Genomic DNA, 16,106 nt, shown 5'->3' on the forward strand with positions numbered 1-16,106 from the left:
CGAGACTAATGGCTGGGATGCCTGCGTATTCATCTGAAGGGACTCCAACAATGATGCGATCGATCGCAGCCTGGGCGCTGATTTTAGCATGCGGCCTCGGCGTCGCTGGCGGCGCCGGCGCGGCCGAAGGCCTGGTGAATGCGAAGGATTTTCAGGCAGACGCGCGGACCGCGGCGAAACGGCGCGTACCCATCCTGGTGTTGTTCAGCAGCCCCGATTGCCCCTACTGCGACCGCGTCAAACGCGAATACCTGGTACCGATGCACAAGGATCCGGCCTACCGCGACCGCGTCGTCATACGCGAAGTCACCGTCGATGCCGGAACGCCGCTCAAGGGCTTCAAGGGCGGTGCCACCACGCAGGGCGAGTTTTCCGCCGACCACAAGGTCTTCATGGTGCCGACCGTGAAGGTCTTCGACACGCAGGGCGACCCAGCCGGGGATGCGATCGTCGGCCTGCTCTCGGCCGACTACTATTTCGGCTATCTCGAAAACGCGATCGACGAGGGCGTGCGCAAGGTGCGGGGCAAGTAGCCGCACGCACCCGCAAAGCCCAGGGGCTGGCGTACACTAATGCCCCTGTCATCATGCAGGAGCGCGCAGTTGAAAACCCTGTTGGCCGACGACCACCCGCTCATGCGCGAGGGCGTGCGCCAGGTTCTGTCGCAGCTCGAGCCGCCGGTCGAAATCATCGACGCGCACGACTACCCGAGTCTGTTCGCGCAGACCGCCTTGCATGCCGATCTCGACCTCGCCGTCGTCGACCTCAACATGCCCGGCTTCGTCGGCGTGCAAGGCATCAGCCAGTTCCGCGCGCGCTTCCCGGACGTGCCGCTGGTCGTGCTTTCCGCATCCGAGTCCTCGCACGACATCCGCAGCGTGCTCGAAGCCGGCGCGCTCGGCTACATCCCCAAGGCGGCGTCGAGCGCGACCATGCTCGCGGCGCTGCAGCAAGTACTCGCCGGCGATATCTACATCCCGACATGTCCGCCCGCCGTGCGTGAAGACGGCCCGCGCGGCGCACGCACGGCCGATTTCGACGCGCTGCAGCACAGCGGGCTCACCGCGCGCCAGCTCGAGGTCGCCCGCCTGCTCGCGCAGGGCTGCGCGAACAAGGCCATCGCGGGAAGCCTCGCCATGTCCGAAAGCACGGTCAAGGTGCACATCGCGGCGATTTTTCGTGCCTTGAGCGTCACCAACCGCACCGAAGCCGTGCTGGCGATCCAGCGCCTCACGCAAGGCTCGTGACCCGACTGGGCGCCCTGCTGCGTCGACTCTCGGTCTCGAGCATCCGCAGCCGGATGCTCGTGGTCGCGCTGCTGCCCGCACTGCTCGCCGAATTCGGCATGGCCACGTATTTCACGACTCAGGCGCTGCGCACCGCCGGCCGCGATGTCGAAGCGCGCGCCGCGGCGGCGGCCCGCCATCTGGCAGCAGCGCTGCCGCACGCGCTGGCCAACGGCGATCTCGCGCTGGCCCGCGACTTGCTCGAGAGCGAAGCGCGGAATAATGGCCTCGCATTTGCCCACCTGGTCGACGCTACCGGAAATGTCGTCGCCCGCGGCGGCGACGCCGCCGACCCGGGCGACACCGAACATTACCGGCAACGCGTCGCGCTGCGCCCCCCGGCCGCCGACGGGCGGCCGAATCTTCAGCCGGCCAGCGCGGCCGGCGCCGGTTCGCTCGCCTACGTCGAGGTCGGGGCGACGCTCGGGCAAAGCAGCGCGCTCCGGCGCGACGTGCTGCTGCACGCGGCGCTGCTGATGGCCATCGCGCTCGCCCTCACCGGTGCCCTGGCCTGGCGGCTGTCGAGCCGGCTGGCGAGCCAGCTGCGCCACGTCGGACAAGTCGTCGAGCGGCTGGCGTGCGACGACCTGACCGTCCGCACGCGCCTGCCGCCCGACGGTGAGGTCGGCGCGCTCGCAGCGGGGATCAACAACATGGCCGAGGCCTTGCAGCGGAACCGCAGCGAACTCGAGAAGCGGGTGCGCGAGGCGACCGCGAGCCTGACGGCGAAAAAGATCATGGCGGAGCGCGCGAATCACGCGAAGTCGCGCTTCTTCGCCGCGGCGAGCCACGATCTGCGCCAGCCGCTGCACGCGCTGTCGCTGTTCGTCGCCGCGCTGAAGGCGCGCAATGAACAGGCCGAGACGCAGACGCTCATCGACAACATCGAGGCATCGACGGCGGCGATGGAGTTGCTGTTCAACGCGCTGCTCGACATTTCCCGGCTCGACGCCGGCGCCATCGAGGCGCACCCGGTGCACTTCCCGCTCTGCAAGATGCTCGTCGATCTGGAACAACAGTTCGGCGCCGTCGCCGCGGAAAAACAGCTGCGGCTGCGCTTCCGCCCCTGCGACGCCACGGTGTACAGCGATCCGCTGCTGGTCGAGCGCATCCTCGCCAACCTGATCGCGAACGCGATCCGCTACACCGACGACGGCGGTGTGCTGGTCGGCTGTCGGCGCCGCGGCCGGACCCTGCGCATCAGCGTGGTCGACACCGGCCGCGGCATTCCGCCCGACCAGCAGGAGAGCGTCTTCCAGGAATTCGTCCAGTTGCACAATCCGGCGCGCGACCGCAGCAAAGGCCTTGGGCTCGGGCTCGCCATCGTCTCCCGCCTCGGCCGCCTGCTGGGGCATCGCGTCGATCTTCGCTCCGTGCCCGCGCACGGCTCGGTATTCAGCATCGACGTCCCGCTCGGCGACGCCGCGCTCGTCCGCGCGCATCCGCCGGCGACCGCCCCGGCGCAAACGCCGGCGGATGCGCTGGTCGTGCTCGTCGACGACGAGAGTGCGATCCTGCGCGGCATGGCGGAGTTGTTCGACAACTGGGGCATCGACCTGGTCACCGCCCACAGCGCCGACGAGGCGGAACAGTGGCTGGCGACGGTCGAACGCGTGCCCGACGTTATCGTCTCCGACTACCGCCTGCCGGACGACGACGGGATCGCTGTCATCGCCCGCCTGCGGCAGAAATTCGCGCGCGAGATCCCGGCCATCGTGGTCACCGGAGACACCGCGCCGGACACGATCCTGCGCATCAACAGCGCCGGCTTTCCGCTCCTTCACAAGCCGCTGCGCCCGGCCAAACTGCGCGCACTGCTCACGCATCTGATCCGGCAGTCACGCGCCGCCGCCGTGGGATAATCCGCGCGCCCTAGCCCCTAGCCCCTAGCCCCTAGCCCCTAGCCCCCAAGATCATGCACATCCACATCCTCGGCATCTGCGGCACCTTCATGGGTGGAATCGCCGCGATCGCGCGCAACGCCGGCCACACCGTCACCGGCTGCGACGCCAACGTCTATCCGCCGATGTCCGACCAGCTGCGCGCGCTCGGCATCGAACTGACCGAAGGCTGGGACGCCGGACAGGTCCGACTCGAGCCCGACGCCTTCGTCGTCGGCAACGTCGTCACGCGCGGCAATCCCTTGATGGAAGCCATACTCGAGCGCGGCCTGCCCTACACCTCTGGCCCGCAGTGGCTCGCCGACAACGTGCTGCGCGACAAGTGGGTGCTCGCCGTCGCCGGCACCCACGGCAAGACGACCACCTCGGCGATGCTGGCCTGGATCCTCGAGGACGCGCGCCTCCATCCGGGCTTCCTCGTCGGCGGCATCCCGCAGAATTTCGGCCTGTCGGCGCGGCTCACCGACAGCCCCTTCTTCGTCATCGAGGCCGACGAATACGACACCGCCTTCTTCGACAAACGCTCCAAGTTCGTCCACTACCGCCCGCGCACGGCGATCCTCAACAACCTCGAGTTCGATCACGCCGACATCTTCCCCGACATCCAGGCGATCGAAACCCAGTTTCACCACCTCGTGCGCACGATTCCCGGCAACGGCCTCATCGTCGCCAACGGCCGCGAAGCCGCGCTCGATCGCGTGCTCGAGCGCGGCCTGTGGACGCCGGTCGAACGCTTCGGCAGCATCGGCGGCTGGACCGCAGGCGAGGCCGATGCGAGCGGCAGCTTCGACGTCCACTTCAACAGCGCGCTGCAAGGCCGCGTCCGCTGGGAGCTGATCGGCGAGCACAACCGCATGAACGCGCTCGCGGCCATCGCCGCCGCGCGTCACGCCGGCGTGCCGGCGGCCGCCGCCATCGATGCACTCAGCCGCTTCGAGAACGTCAAGCGGCGCATGGAAATCCGCGGTGCCGTACACGGGATCACGGTCTACGACGACTTCGCCCACCATCCCACCGCGATCACCACTACGGTCCAGGGCCTGCGCGCCAAGGTCGGCAACGCGCGCATCCTCGCCGTGCTCGAACCGCGCTCCAACACCATGAAGCTTGGCGTCATGAAGGACGCGCTCCCCGCCAGCCTCGCCGGTGCGGACGAGGTGTACTGCTACGGCGCCAACCTCGGCTGGGATGCCGCCGAGGCGCTCGCGCCGCTCGGCGAGAAGGCCCGCGTCTTCGACAACCTCGACAAGCTCGTCGCGCAACTCGTCGCTGACGGACGGCCCGGCGACCATGTGCTGATGATGAGTAACGGGGGCTTCGGCGGCATTCACGCGAAGCTCCTGGATGCGCTGCATCATCACTATCACGAGGAGATCGTGCTGACGCCGATGCATCGGTATGGGGGGTATGCGTGAGGGAAGGCTGTCACCGCTAGGCGCGTCGGGGCGGAGCAACCGCCAGGGATTAGGGGCGAAGCAGGGCCGAGTAGTTAGCGCTTTCGCAGGACTGTTGACCGTTGGCCGGGGGTAGCCCGGCAGCTAGTCACTTTCTTTTGTCTCGCCAAAAGAAAGTAACCAAAGAAAATGCGACCCCGCCAGTCCCGAATTCCCGAAAACCGAGGCTGCAGGGTGGGCGGCAAAGAACTCGCCCCGCTTTGATTTGTATTTCGAAAGTGGGCGGGGCTCAAACACCTTTGCCGCTGATCCACCCGGCAGCCTCGATTTTCGGCGGGTCTGGAGGGGGCAAAGGTCGAAACCTGGCCGGCGACGAACGGGTCGTTTGTGCGTGGGCGAGGAGCCAAGCGCACGACGGCGAGCCAGCCGCAAAACTGGTTTTGACTTTTCTCCCCTTACAGCCCCGCCGAAGAGCAAGTGCGTCGGGCGGATCAGCGGCGAAGGTGTCTGAGCCCCGCTCACAAAAATCAAATTAATAACAGCAAAGCGGGGCGAGTTCTTTGCCGCCCGCCCGGCGCGCTTGAGCTTCGGGGTTTCGGGGATGTCGGGGTCGCCTTCTTTTGGTTACTTTTCTTGGCGATACAAGAAAAGTAACTTGCCGCCGGGCAACCCCGGCCAACGGTCAGCAGTCCTGCCAACACGCCCTCTACAACCCACAGTCCCTTCGACACCCCTCAGCGCGAACGCTGCGAAAGTCAGTGCGCCCCGCCAATCTGGCTGTTTCGTCGCGATACGCCCCCCCCATGACGGCGCACCCCCGATTTCTGTAATCCCCTCCCCCCCGGTAAAATCCGCGAATGATCGCCTATCTCCACGGCTTCAATTCCTCCCCGGCATCCGGCAAAGCCCGCCTGCTCGGCGAGCACATGGCGAGCCTCGGGCGCGAGGCGGACTATTACTGCCCCGCCCTGCCCAACAGCCCGCGCGAAGCCGTCGCCTTCGTCGAGGCGGACCTCGCGCAACGGCATCCGCAGTCCATCACGCTTGTCGGCAGCTCGCTCGGCGGCTTCTACGCGACGTATCTCGCCGAGCGCCACGGCTGGAAGGCGGTGCTGGTCAACCCTGCCGTGCATGCCCACCTGCTGTTGCGCGACGCGCTCGGGCCGCAGGAGAACTGGCATACCGGCGAGACCTGGGAACTCACCGAGGCGCACCTGGCCGAACTCGCGGCACTCGACGTCCCGGCGATTTCGCGCCCGGAGCGCTATCTGCTGCTGGCGCAAACCGGTGACGAGGTACTCGACTACCGGGAGGCCGTCGCCTACTACGCCGGCGCCCGCCAGATCGTCGAGACGGGCGGCGATCACGGCTTCGTCGGATTCGAGCGCCACTTCCAAACGATTCTGGATTTCTGATGCACGTCATTTTCGAAGAAGACGGCCATTTCAAGGCCGGCTCCATCCTGTCCGAAACCGAGGCGACCGCGCAGGTCGAGTCGGCTTCGGGCAAGCGCAGCAAGGTCAAGGCCGCGGCGATCCTGCTGCGTTTTACCGCGCCGGCGCCGGAGGACGTGATGAGCGCCGCGGAAAAGCTCGGCGAGGAACTCGACGCCGACTTCCTGTGGGAAGCGGCCGGGAGCGAGGAGTTCGGCTTCGAGCAACTGGCCGGGGAGTACTACGGACACGCGCCCAGCCCGGCGGAATCGGTCGCGCTATTGCAGAAGCTGCACGCCTCGCCGATCTATTTCCACAAGAAGGGCAAGGGTCGCTACCGTCCGGCGCCACCGGAGACGCTCGCCGCGGCCAAGGCCGGCCTCGAGAAGAAGCGTATCGCGGCCGAACGCCAAGCCTATCTCGCCCATGAACTCGCGGCCTTCCGCCTGCCACCCGAATACGCGTCGCTGATTCCGCGCATCCTGATCGCGCCGGACAAGAACACGCTCGAATACAAGGCGCTCGAGGACGCCGCCGCCGCGACCGGACTGTCGCCGCTAAGGCTCGTCGAGCGGTGCGGCGCGATCCCTTCGACGCTCGATTTCCATTTGATGAGCTTCCTGCTCGAATATTTTCCGCGTGGCACGGGCTTTGCGCCCGTGACGGAGCCGCTCGACCCGCCCGAGTTGCCGTCGAGCCCCGTGCGAGCATTCTCGATGGACGACGAGGCGACGACCGAGATCGACGACGCCTTGAGCGTCGCGTGGCACGACGACGGCAGCGTGCGCGTGGGCATCCACATCGCGGCGCCAGCGCTCGGCATCGCCCCCGGTTCCGAACTCGACCGCGTCGCGCGCGAGCGTTTGTCGACCGTGTATTTTCCGGGCGACAAGATCACGATGCTGCCCGAGACCCTGATCCATCACTACACGCTCGGCGAAGCGCACGACTGCCCGGCGCTGTCGCTATACGTCGACGTCGCCGCCGACCTGCGCGTGCTCGGCACCGAAACGCGACTCGAGATGGTGCACATCGCCGACAACCTGCGCCACGAAACGCTGGAAATCGAATTCAACGCGGAGACCCTGCGCAACCCGGCGGTCGCGGACTACCCCTATCGCCGCGAACTCGAATGGCTGCACGACTTCGCCGCCGTTCTCGAAGCCGGCCGCGGCAAGACCGACACGGTCGAGCGCGTCGACTACAGTTTCAAGCTCGACGGCGACCGCATCAGCATCGCGCCGCGCAAACGCGGCAGCCCGATCGACAAGGTCGTTTCCGAACTCATGATCTTTGCCAACGCGCACTGGGGTGGCTGGCTCGCGGAAAAACGCGTTCCCGGCATCTATCGCGCACAGGCCAACGGCAAGACGCGGATGACGACCGCGCCCGACCCGCACGTCGGCCTCGGCGTCGACCAGTACGCGTGGTCGACGTCGCCGTTGCGGCGCTATGTCGATCTCGTCAATCAGCGCCAACTCATCAGCCTTGTCCGCGACGAGGACCCGGTTTACCCGCCGCGCAGCGAGGCGCTGTTTTCAGTGGTGCGCGAATTCGAGCTCGCCTACGACGCCTACAACGATTTCCAGCGCCGCCTCGAGCGCTACTGGATGTTGCGCTGGCTGATCCAGGAAAACGTCGACGAAATCGTCGCCAGCGTGATCCGCGAGGATCTCGTGCGCTTCGACGCCCTGCCGATGGTGACCCGCGCGCCCTCGGTCGCGGGGCTCGCGCCCGGAACCCGCGTCCGCCTGGCGATCTCCAACATCGACCTGCTCGACATCAGCTTCCACGCCGAATATCTCGAGACCGTGCCTGACAGCACGGCCGCCGTTCCGTAGAATCGACGAACCCACTTTCGCGCACCATGGCGTCCATTCAACCCGTCTCTCTTGCCGAACCGTCCAAACAGGGAACGCGCATGGCGCTGGCCCTGCTCGCGTCGGCCGCAGTGCACGGCATGGCGCTTTCGACGCAATTCGTGCAGATCAATCCGAAGCTGTTCGAGGACCCGAACCTTCCGATGGAAGTCGTGCTGGTCAACGCGCGCAGCACCGATGCCCCGCTCAAGCCTGACGCGCTGGCACAGGTGAATCTCGCGGGGGGCGGCAATACGGACGAAGATCGCCGCCTGAAGAGTCCCCTGCCCGCCAGCCCAAAAACACAGCGCGGCGGCGAAGAGGCGGCGCTGCAGGCCCGGGTCAGAGAACTCGAGCAGCAGGCAAGAAATCTACTGACGCAACTGCAGCCCGACGCCGCGCCGCAAGATGCGCAGACCCAGCCTGCGCCACCGGCGCCGACGGTCGATGCGAGCCAGCTCAACCTGCAGGCGCGCGAGATGGCGCAGCTGCAGGCGCGCATTTCGCAGCAATGGGATGAATACCAGAAGCGCCCGAAGCGCGCCTTCGTCGGCGCGAACGTCAAGGAATACGCGTTCGCGCGCTACGTCGAGGACTGGGTCGCGAAGGTCGAGCGCGTCGGCAACCTGAACTATCCCGAAGCGGCTCGCCGCCAAGGGATCTACGGCAGCCTCAAGCTGACGGTATCGATCTATGCCAACGGCAAGATCGAAAAAATCGAGGTCGACCGCTCGTCGGGCTCGAAGGTCCTCGATGCAGCGGCAGTCAGGATCGTCGAACTCGCCGCGCCCTATGCGCCGTTCCCGGCGGACATGCAGAAGAAAGCCGACATCCTGTCGATCACCCGCACCTGGACCTTCACCCGCTCGGACCAGCTCGTCGGCACCGAGTAAGCGCCCTCAAGCTTTCCCCGCCTGCCGGCCGCGGATTCACGCGCTTTATCACGTGATAAAATCTTTGATTGTTCGAATATTTTTCTCTACTTCTGGAGTTCCGTCATGCACACCGGCACCACCCTTACCCAGTTCATCATTGAAGAGCAACGTCGCACCGCGGGTGCGACCGGCGACTTCACCTCGCTGCTTAACGACGTCGTCACCGCGTGCAAGGCGATTTCGAACGCCGTCAACAAGGGCGCGCTGCTGGGCGTGATGGGCGCACTCGAATCCGAGAACGTGCAGGGCGAGACGCAGAAGAAACTCGACGTGATCACCAACGACATCATGATCCGCTCGAACGAGTGGGCCGGCCACCTGGCCGGCATGGCGTCCGAGGAAATGGACGACGTCTACGCCATCCCCGGCCAGTACCCGCTCGGCAAGTATCTGCTGGTGTTCGACCCGCTCGACGGATCAAGCAACGTCGACGTCAACATCTCGGTCGGCACGATCTTCTCGATCCTCAAGGCTCCGGTCGCCGGCCGCGCCGCGAAGGCTGAGGACTTCCTGCAGGCCGGCACCAAGCAGGTCTGCGCCGGCTACGCGATCTACGGTTCGTCGACCATGCTGGTCCTGACCTTCGGCCACGGCACCAACGGCTTCACGCTCGACCGCGACGTCGGCGAGTTCGTGCTGACCCATCCCGCCATGAAAATCCCGACCGAAACCAAGGAATTCGCGATCAACGCGTCGAACATGCGTTTCTGGGAAAAGCCCGTGCAGCGCTACGTCGACGAATGCCTCGCCGGCAAGACCGGTCCGCGCGGCAAGGACTTCAACATGCGCTGGGTCGCGTCGATGGTCGCCGAAGTGCACCGCATCCTGACCCGCGGCGGCATCTTCATGTACCCCAAGGACACCAAGGACCCGTCCAAGGCCGGCAAGCTGCGCCTGATGTACGAAGCGAATCCGATGGCGTTCATCGTCGAGCAGGCCGGCGGCGCGGCGACGACCGGCTACCAGCGCATCCTCGACATCGCCCCGGAAGGCCTGCACCAGCGCGTGCCGGTGATCCTCGGCTCGAAGACCGAAGTCGACACGGTGACGGGCTACCACCACGAAAAGGCGGCGTAAGGCGGCCGCCGAAGCCGAGCAAAAGCCGGGCTGTGCGCCCGGCTTTTTTTTGCGTCAGGCCGCTACCACGCCGGCGCGCATCAGGCGCGTGCAGGCATCGGGATCGAGCGGGCGGCTGAGCAGATAGCCCTGACCCTCGTCGCACTGGTTGGCCCGCAGATAGTCGAGCTGGGCCTCGGTTTCGACACCCTCGGCGACGACGGTGAGGCCCAGGCTGCGCGCCAGGGCAATGATCGTGCGCACGATCGCGGTGTCGTTCTCGTCCGCCGGAATGTCCTGGATGAACGAGCGGTCGATCTTCAGACAGTGGATCGGGAAGGTCTTGAGGTAGCTGAGCGACGAGTAGCCGGTTCCGAAATCGTCGATCGCGATGCGTATGCCGAGCTGCTCGAGTCTGGCGAGAACCTCGGCCGCCGACGCCAGATTGTCCATGAGCAAGGATTCGGTGAGTTCGAGTTCGAGATCGCCCGGGGCGAGGCCGGCGTCCTCGAGCGCGGCCGCGATCTGCTCGGCGAGGTCCTTCTGCCGGAACTGTCGCGTCGACAGGTTCACGGCGATATTGCCGGCCTCGAGCCCGAGGTCTTTCCACGCGCGCAACTGCAGGCAGGCGTTGCGTAGCACCCATTGGCCGATCGGCACGATGAGGCCGGTCTGCTCGGCAATCGGAATGAACTCCTGCGGGCCGACCATGCCGAGCTTCGGCGACTGCCAGCGCAGCAGCGCCTCCCAGCCGGTGAGCCGCCCGCTGCCGATTTCCCGCTTGGGCTGATAGGCGAGCGACAGCTCGTTGCGGTCGAGCGCGTTCTTGAGGTGGGCCTCGATCGCGACGCGGCGTTCGACCACCTCGGCGAGATCGCGGCTGAAGACGACGAGGCCGTTGCGGCCACCGACCTTGGCGCGATGGAGCGCGAGGTCGGCATAGCGCATGAGCACGCTCCCCGATTCGCCGTCGGCCGGATAGGTGACGATGCCGACGCTCGCGCTGATCGCGAGGCGATCGGTGCCGATGTCGAACTCCTGCTCCATGGCACGCAGCAGGCCCTCGCCTGCTCCCCTGGCATGCTCGACTTCGGCGTTGTCGAGCAGGATCACGAATTCGTCGCCGCTGAACCGGGCAAGGAAGCCGGCGTCGCCGAGGCGCTCACGGATGCGCGCGGCGGCAGCGACCAGCAGCATATCGCCCTGCTCATGGCCGAGCGTGTCGTTGACGTTCTGCAGATGGTCGAGGTCGAGCAGTAACACCGCGCAGGAAGTCCCGTCGCGGCGCGCGCGCTCGAGCGAGAGATTGAGCTGTTCGTTGAACGCCGTGCGGTTGGGCAGCCCGGTCAGGTCGTCGTGGGTGAGCATGTTGCGCATGCGGCGGAACGGCCGGCTCACCGCCTCGGCGTAGATCGCGCGGTACAGAAAATAGTAGGCGAACACCTTGTAGCAATGGCCGATGAAATTCGCGGTGCTGCTGACCTCGACGTAGAGCGTGAAGAACAGTTCGCTCGCCGCCAGCAGCAGCAGGGCCAGAATCAGGCTATCGGCGTCGCAACCCCTGAGCCGTCCGCGACGCAGGTGGGCGAGCGCCGCGGCGGACAGGTAAAGGCCGATCGCCAGCCACTGCGTGCCGACCTTCAGGCGCGTGAGCCCGACGCCCTCCACGTACATCGCCGGCACGATGTCGGGAGTGTAGAGAACGAGCAGCGCCAGCGCAGCCAGGGGCAATATGACCGCGACCCATGCGTAGCGGCGGACGCCCGAGCGTGCGGCTTGCGTCTCCGGCAGCAGCACATAGGCGAGCAGTCCGATGCCGCCCACGATGCGCGCCGCCAGCGCGAAAACGAGGGATTTATGCTGAGTGTTGGGGCTCAGCATGTCCGACATCCCGGGGGAGGATAGGAAATGCAGGACGTCGAACATCGCGACCGCGAGGAACGCGCAGCCGAGTGCCATGGCGCGGGTCGACCGCTCGGCCTGCTGCACCCCGTGCCCGGTGAAGAAGATGAGCGCGGCAACCACGACCGCGAAGACCTCCATCAGGGAATGAACGGCGAGAAAGTCGGCCGGCGAGACCGCCAATTGATTCACCCGGCTTGCCTGCCACAGCAATAGCAGCAGGCTCAGCGCCAATAATCCGACGCCGGCGCGGCGGTGTAAGTCTTTACCTGGCAATTGCATCAAGCGGAGCGTCCTCTCTTGTCGGCGGGAGGGTTGCAAACAAACCATAGGGCGTTGCGCGGATCCGCGCGTTGGCAGCCGATCGTCGCTGGACGAGACAAACCCGCGCGACCGGACTGCACCAGAGTGACCTTACGGCAAGACCTGCGGAGCACTTGAATCCGCCCGCCCCGGCCGGCGCCTGCAGGGGGTCGCTATAGTGAACGAAGCGGGACGAAAGGAGTGTTTGCTCGATTGAGGCGGATTACAATGGGGGCGCATCATGGAAAACGTCAACCTTACCAATCACTTCCTGATCGCCATGCCGGGCATGGTCGATCCCAATTTCAACGGGACGCTGACCTACATCTGCGATCACAGCGACCAGGGAGCGCTCGGCGTGGTGGTCAACCGCCCGATTGACCTCGACCTGTCGACGCTGTTCGAGCAGATCGGGCTCTCGCTGCCCGAAGGCCTGCACGGCGAGATCGTGTACTTCGGCGGCCCGGTCCAGACCGAACGCGGCTTCGTCCTGCACACCCCCCCGCTCACCTTCAGCTCCACGCTCACGGTCAACGACGCCGTCAGCCTGACGACGTCGAAGGATGTGCTCGAAGCGGTGAGCCAAGGCGCGGGGCCGGAGAAATTCATCGTCTCGCTCGGCTATGCGGGCTGGTCGGCGGGGCAACTGGAAGATGAACTCAAACAGAACGCCTGGTTGTCGGTCGCGGCCGACCCGCAGGTGATTTTCGACCTGGCCCCCGAAGAACGCCTGCCCGCGGCGATGAAGCTCCTCGGCATCGACTTCGCGAGCCTCTCGGACGAAGCCGGACACGCTTGAGCGATGCACAGACCCACGGCACGGTGCTGGCCTTCGACCTCGGTTTGAAGCGCACCGGCGTCGCCTCGGGCGAACTCGCGATCGGGATCGCGCACCCGCTGACCGTCATTCAGGCGGAGTCGACCGACGCGCGCATGGCGGCGATCGAGAAGCTCGCCGCCGAATGGCAGCCGGCCCTCTTCGTGCTGGGCCTGCCGACGCGCGCCGACGGCAGCGAAAACGAAATGACGCGGGTCGCCCGCAACTTCGCGCGCAGATTAGAATCTCGCTTCGAGCGACCGGTTTTTCTGATCGACGAGCGTCTCACGAGTGCGACCGCCGAATCGGAACTCCACGCCCGGGGCATCCACGGCAAGAAAAACAAGGCGCTGACCGACGCGGTCGCCGCACAACTCATCCTGCAGGGTTTTTTTGATGCACGCCTCACTGCCTGACGCCAACACGCTGATCGCGCGGCTCGCCGAAAGCATCGCCCCGACGTTCGCGCCCGAGACCGTGATCGTCGGCATCCACAGCGGCGGCGTCTGGGTCGCCGAGCGGCTCCACGCGCTGCTGAAGTGCGCGTCGCCCGTCGGCGCGCTCGACATTTCGTTTTACCGCGACGACTTTTCGCGCATCGGCCTGCATCCGCAGGTGAAACCGTCGAACCTGCCGTTCGACCTCGAGAACCGCGTCATCCTGCTCGTCGACGACGTCCTGCACACCGGGCGCACCGTACGTGCGGCGATGAACGAGCTGTTCGATTACGGCCGCCCCGCGTCGATTCGGCTCGCCGTGCTCGTCGATCGCGGCGGACGCGAGCTGCCGATCCGCCCGGATTTCGCCGCGCTCACACTCGAGGTCCCGCCTCACCAGAACATCAATCTCTCACGCCTCGACGACGGCCACCTCACGCTCAGCCTCGCATGAATCCACAACTGACGCCGGACGGCAGGCTGCGCCACCTGCTGACGCTCGACGGCCTGCCGCGCGCGACCCTGACGCACATCCTCGACACCGCCGAATCCTTCATGGACGTCGGCGAGCGCGAGGTGAAGAAAGTGCCGCTGTTGCGCGGCAAGTCGATTTTCAACCTGTTCTTCGAGCCGTCGACGCGCACGCGCACGACTTTCGAGATCGCAGCGAAGCGTCTGTCGGCCGACGTCGTGAACCTGAATATCGCGACCTCGAGCCAGACCAAGGGCGAGGCGATCCTCGACACCGTCGACAACCTCTCGGCGATGCACGCCGACATGTTCATCGTGCGCCATTCGCAATCCGGCGCCGCGCATTTCATCGCGCGCCACGTCGCCCCGCACATCTCGGTCGTCAACGCGGGCGACGGCCGCCACGCCCACCCGACGCAGGGCCTCCTGGACATGTTCACGATCCGGCGTTTCAAGGGCGAATTCCATAACCTGACCGTCGCCATCGTCGGCGACGTGCTGCATTCGCGCGTCGCACGCTCGCAGATCCACGCACTGACCACACTCGGCGTGCCGGAGGTGCGCGTGATCGGGCCCAAGACCCTGCTCCCTACCGGCGTCGAGCAGCTCGGCGTCAAGGTGTTCCACGACATGGCAGCCGGGCTCGCCGGCTGCGACGTCGTGATCATGCTGCGCCTGCAGAACGAACGCATGAAGGGCGCGCGGCTGCCGTCGGCGCAGGAATACTTCAAATTCTTCGGGCTGACCCCGGAAAAACTCGCGCTCGCCAAGCCGGACGCGATCGTCATGCACCCCGGCCCGATGAACCGCGGCGTCGAAATCGCGTCCGAGGTCGCAGACGGCCCGCAGTCGGTGATCCTGCCGCAGGTAACCTACGGCATCGCGGTACGCATGGCGGTCATGGCGCTGCTCGCCGGGGGAGCCTCGACTTGAAGCGGGCACTGCCCGCGCCGAACCGCGCGCTGCCGACATCACGCAGCCGCCTTTGACCCAAACGCCCATGAAGATACATATCAAGAACGGCCGCGTCATCGACCCGGCGAGCGGTCGCGACGAAATCGCCGATCTGTTCATCGCCGCGGGCAGGATCGTCACGAGCGACGCCCCGACCTTCCATGCCAACCGGACGATCGATGCGAGCGGACTCGTCGTCTGCCCAGGTCTCGTCGACCTCTCGGTGCGCCTGCGCGAACCGGGCTTCGAGTACAAGGCGACGCTCGAATCGGAAATGCTTGCGGCCGCGGCCGGCGGCGTCACCTCGCTCGCCTGTCCGCCCGACACCGACCCACCGCTCGACGAACCGGGCCTCGTCGAAATGCTCAAATTCCGCGCGAAGAACCTGCCCGGTCCGCGGGTCTATCCGGTCGGCGCGCTGACGCAGAAGCTCGAAGGCAAGATGCTCACCGAAATGGCCGAGCTGACCGAGGCCGGATGCCGCGCCTTCACCCAGGCCGACGCGCCCCTGACCGACACGCTGGTGCTACTGCGCGCAATGGAATACGCGGCGACCTTCGGCTTCCGGTTGTGGTTGCGGGCGCAGGACGTCACGCTCGCACGCGGCGGTATCGCCCACGATGGCGCCATCGCCTCGCGCCTCGGCCTGCCGGGGATTCCGGCGCTCGCAGAGACCGTCGCCCTCGCGACCATCCTGCAGCTGATGCGCGAGACCGGCGCCCGCGTCCACCTCGCGCGCCTGTCGACCCGCGAGGGAATCGCGATGGTGCAGGCCGCGAAGGCGCAAGGTCTCGCGGTGACCTGCGACGTCGCCACGACCCACGTGCACCTGTCCGAGAACGACCTGGTCGGCTTCGACTCGCACCTGCATCTCGTGCCGCCGCTCAGGAGCTTGCGCGACCGCGACGCGATTCGCGAGGCACTGCGCGACGGCGCGGTCGACGCGCTGTGCTCCGACCACACCCCGGTCGACGAGGACGAAAAGCAGGTGCCGTTCGGCGAATCATCGCCCGGCGCCTCGGGCGTCGAGCTGCTCTTGCCGCTGACCTTGAAATGGGCGCGCGAGATGAACGTGCCGCTGCCGCGCGCACTCGCGCTGATCACGTGTGAGCCCGCGCGGATTCTCGACATCCCGGCGGGTGAACTCGCCGCGGGTGCCAACGCCGACGTCTGCATTTTCGACGCGCAGGCGGAATGGGTCGTGACCTCGAAAAGTCTTGCGAGCCAGGGCGACAACACGCCCTTCCTCAACCACCCGATGCAAGGGCGCGTGCGCTATACCCTGATCGACGGACATATCGATTTTGAGTCGGCGCGCTGAGGTCTTCGCCGGCACCGCGCCCGCCCTCCCGCGCCGC

14 protein-coding genes are annotated in these 16,106 nt (G+C 66.3%); 13 read left to right on the forward strand and 1 reads right to left on the reverse strand.

Going from position 1 to position 16,106, the window contains the following annotated elements; genetic code table 11:
* Positions 1 to 50: 50 nt before the first annotated feature.
* The 8 genes from TBD_RS12895 to TBD_RS12930 all read left to right on the forward strand — a co-directional run bounded on the left by TBD_RS12895 (position 51) and on the right by TBD_RS12930 (position 9,885).
* Entirely contained in the window at positions 51 to 533 is a 483-nt protein-coding gene (locus tag TBD_RS12895) for a SoxW family protein (protein ID WP_011313081.1), read from the forward strand.
* Between the two features lie 69 nt (positions 534 to 602).
* Entirely contained in the window at positions 603 to 1,247 is a 645-nt protein-coding gene (locus tag TBD_RS12900; RefSeq protein ID WP_041432776.1) for a response regulator, read from the forward strand.
* Positions 1,244 to 3,148, forward strand: coding sequence for an ATP-binding response regulator (locus TBD_RS12905; RefSeq protein WP_011313083.1), 1,905 nt, complete (start codon positions 1,244 to 1,246; stop codon positions 3,146 to 3,148). Before TBD_RS12900 ends, TBD_RS12905 begins: the two co-directional genes overlap by 4 nt.
* A 53-nt stretch (positions 3,149 to 3,201) precedes the next feature.
* Positions 3,202 to 4,602 (forward strand): UDP-N-acetylmuramate:L-alanyl-gamma-D-glutamyl-meso-diaminopimelate ligase, encoded by a 1,401-nt coding sequence (gene mpl, locus TBD_RS12910; protein WP_011313084.1) that lies wholly within the window; start codon positions 3,202 to 3,204, stop codon positions 4,600 to 4,602.
* A gap of 836 nt (positions 4,603 to 5,438) precedes the next feature.
* Entirely contained in the window at positions 5,439 to 5,996 is a 558-nt protein-coding gene (locus TBD_RS12915; RefSeq protein WP_011313086.1) for a YqiA/YcfP family alpha/beta fold hydrolase, read from the forward strand.
* On the forward strand, positions 5,996 to 7,855 hold the full coding sequence (locus TBD_RS12920; protein WP_011313087.1) for a ribonuclease catalytic domain-containing protein: 1,860 nt from the start codon (positions 5,996 to 5,998) through the stop codon (positions 7,853 to 7,855). Before TBD_RS12915 ends, TBD_RS12920 begins: the two co-directional genes overlap by 1 nt.
* A gap of 80 nt (positions 7,856 to 7,935) precedes the next feature.
* Positions 7,936 to 8,766 carry an energy transducer TonB gene (locus tag TBD_RS12925; RefSeq protein ID WP_041432778.1) on the forward strand — a complete coding sequence of 277 codons (831 nt, stop codon included), beginning with the start codon at positions 7,936 to 7,938 and terminating at the stop codon, positions 8,764 to 8,766.
* 105 nt (positions 8,767 to 8,871) lie between these two features.
* Positions 8,872 to 9,885, forward strand: coding sequence for a class 1 fructose-bisphosphatase (locus TBD_RS12930; RefSeq protein WP_011313089.1), 1,014 nt, complete (start codon positions 8,872 to 8,874; stop codon positions 9,883 to 9,885).
* A 54-nt stretch (positions 9,886 to 9,939) separates the two neighbouring features.
* On the opposite strand, the gene TBD_RS12935 is transcribed toward TBD_RS12930, so the two are convergent.
* Positions 9,940 to 12,000, reverse strand: a complete 2,061-nt coding sequence (locus tag TBD_RS12935) for a putative bifunctional diguanylate cyclase/phosphodiesterase (protein WP_238376458.1) — start codon at positions 11,998 to 12,000, stop codon at positions 9,940 to 9,942.
* Between the two features lie 310 nt (positions 12,001 to 12,310).
* Between TBD_RS12935 and TBD_RS12940 the strand changes: the two genes are divergently transcribed.
* The 5 genes from TBD_RS12940 (at position 12,311) to TBD_RS12960 (ending at position 16,069) form a co-directional block, all read left to right on the forward strand.
* The gene (locus TBD_RS12940) at positions 12,311 to 12,868 is read left to right on the forward strand and encodes a YqgE/AlgH family protein (RefSeq protein WP_011313091.1); all 558 of its coding nucleotides are present in this window, start codon (positions 12,311 to 12,313) and stop codon (positions 12,866 to 12,868) included.
* Complete coding sequence (gene ruvX / locus TBD_RS12945) at positions 12,865 to 13,302, forward strand: Holliday junction resolvase RuvX (RefSeq protein ID WP_011313092.1); 438 nt, start codon at positions 12,865 to 12,867, stop codon at positions 13,300 to 13,302. Before TBD_RS12940 ends, ruvX begins: the two co-directional genes overlap by 4 nt.
* The gene (gene pyrR / locus TBD_RS12950; protein ID WP_011313093.1) at positions 13,283 to 13,777 is read left to right on the forward strand and encodes a bifunctional pyr operon transcriptional regulator/uracil phosphoribosyltransferase PyrR; all 495 of its coding nucleotides are present in this window, start codon (positions 13,283 to 13,285) and stop codon (positions 13,775 to 13,777) included. The genes ruvX and pyrR overlap by 20 nt, the downstream gene beginning before the upstream one ends.
* Positions 13,774 to 14,727 carry an aspartate carbamoyltransferase catalytic subunit gene (locus tag TBD_RS12955; RefSeq protein ID WP_011313094.1) on the forward strand — a complete coding sequence of 318 codons (954 nt, stop codon included), beginning with the start codon at positions 13,774 to 13,776 and terminating at the stop codon, positions 14,725 to 14,727. The genes pyrR and TBD_RS12955 overlap by 4 nt, the downstream gene beginning before the upstream one ends.
* Positions 14,728 to 14,794: 67 nt before the next feature.
* A complete protein-coding gene (locus tag TBD_RS12960; RefSeq protein WP_011313095.1) occupies positions 14,795 to 16,069 on the forward strand; it encodes a dihydroorotase in 1,275 nt (424 codons plus the stop codon).
* The last annotated feature ends 37 nt before the right edge of the window (positions 16,070 to 16,106 follow it).

It is taken from the genome of Thiobacillus denitrificans ATCC 25259 (assembly GCF_000012745.1).
GTDB lineage: Bacteria > Pseudomonadota > Gammaproteobacteria > Burkholderiales > Thiobacillaceae > Thiobacillus > Thiobacillus denitrificans_B.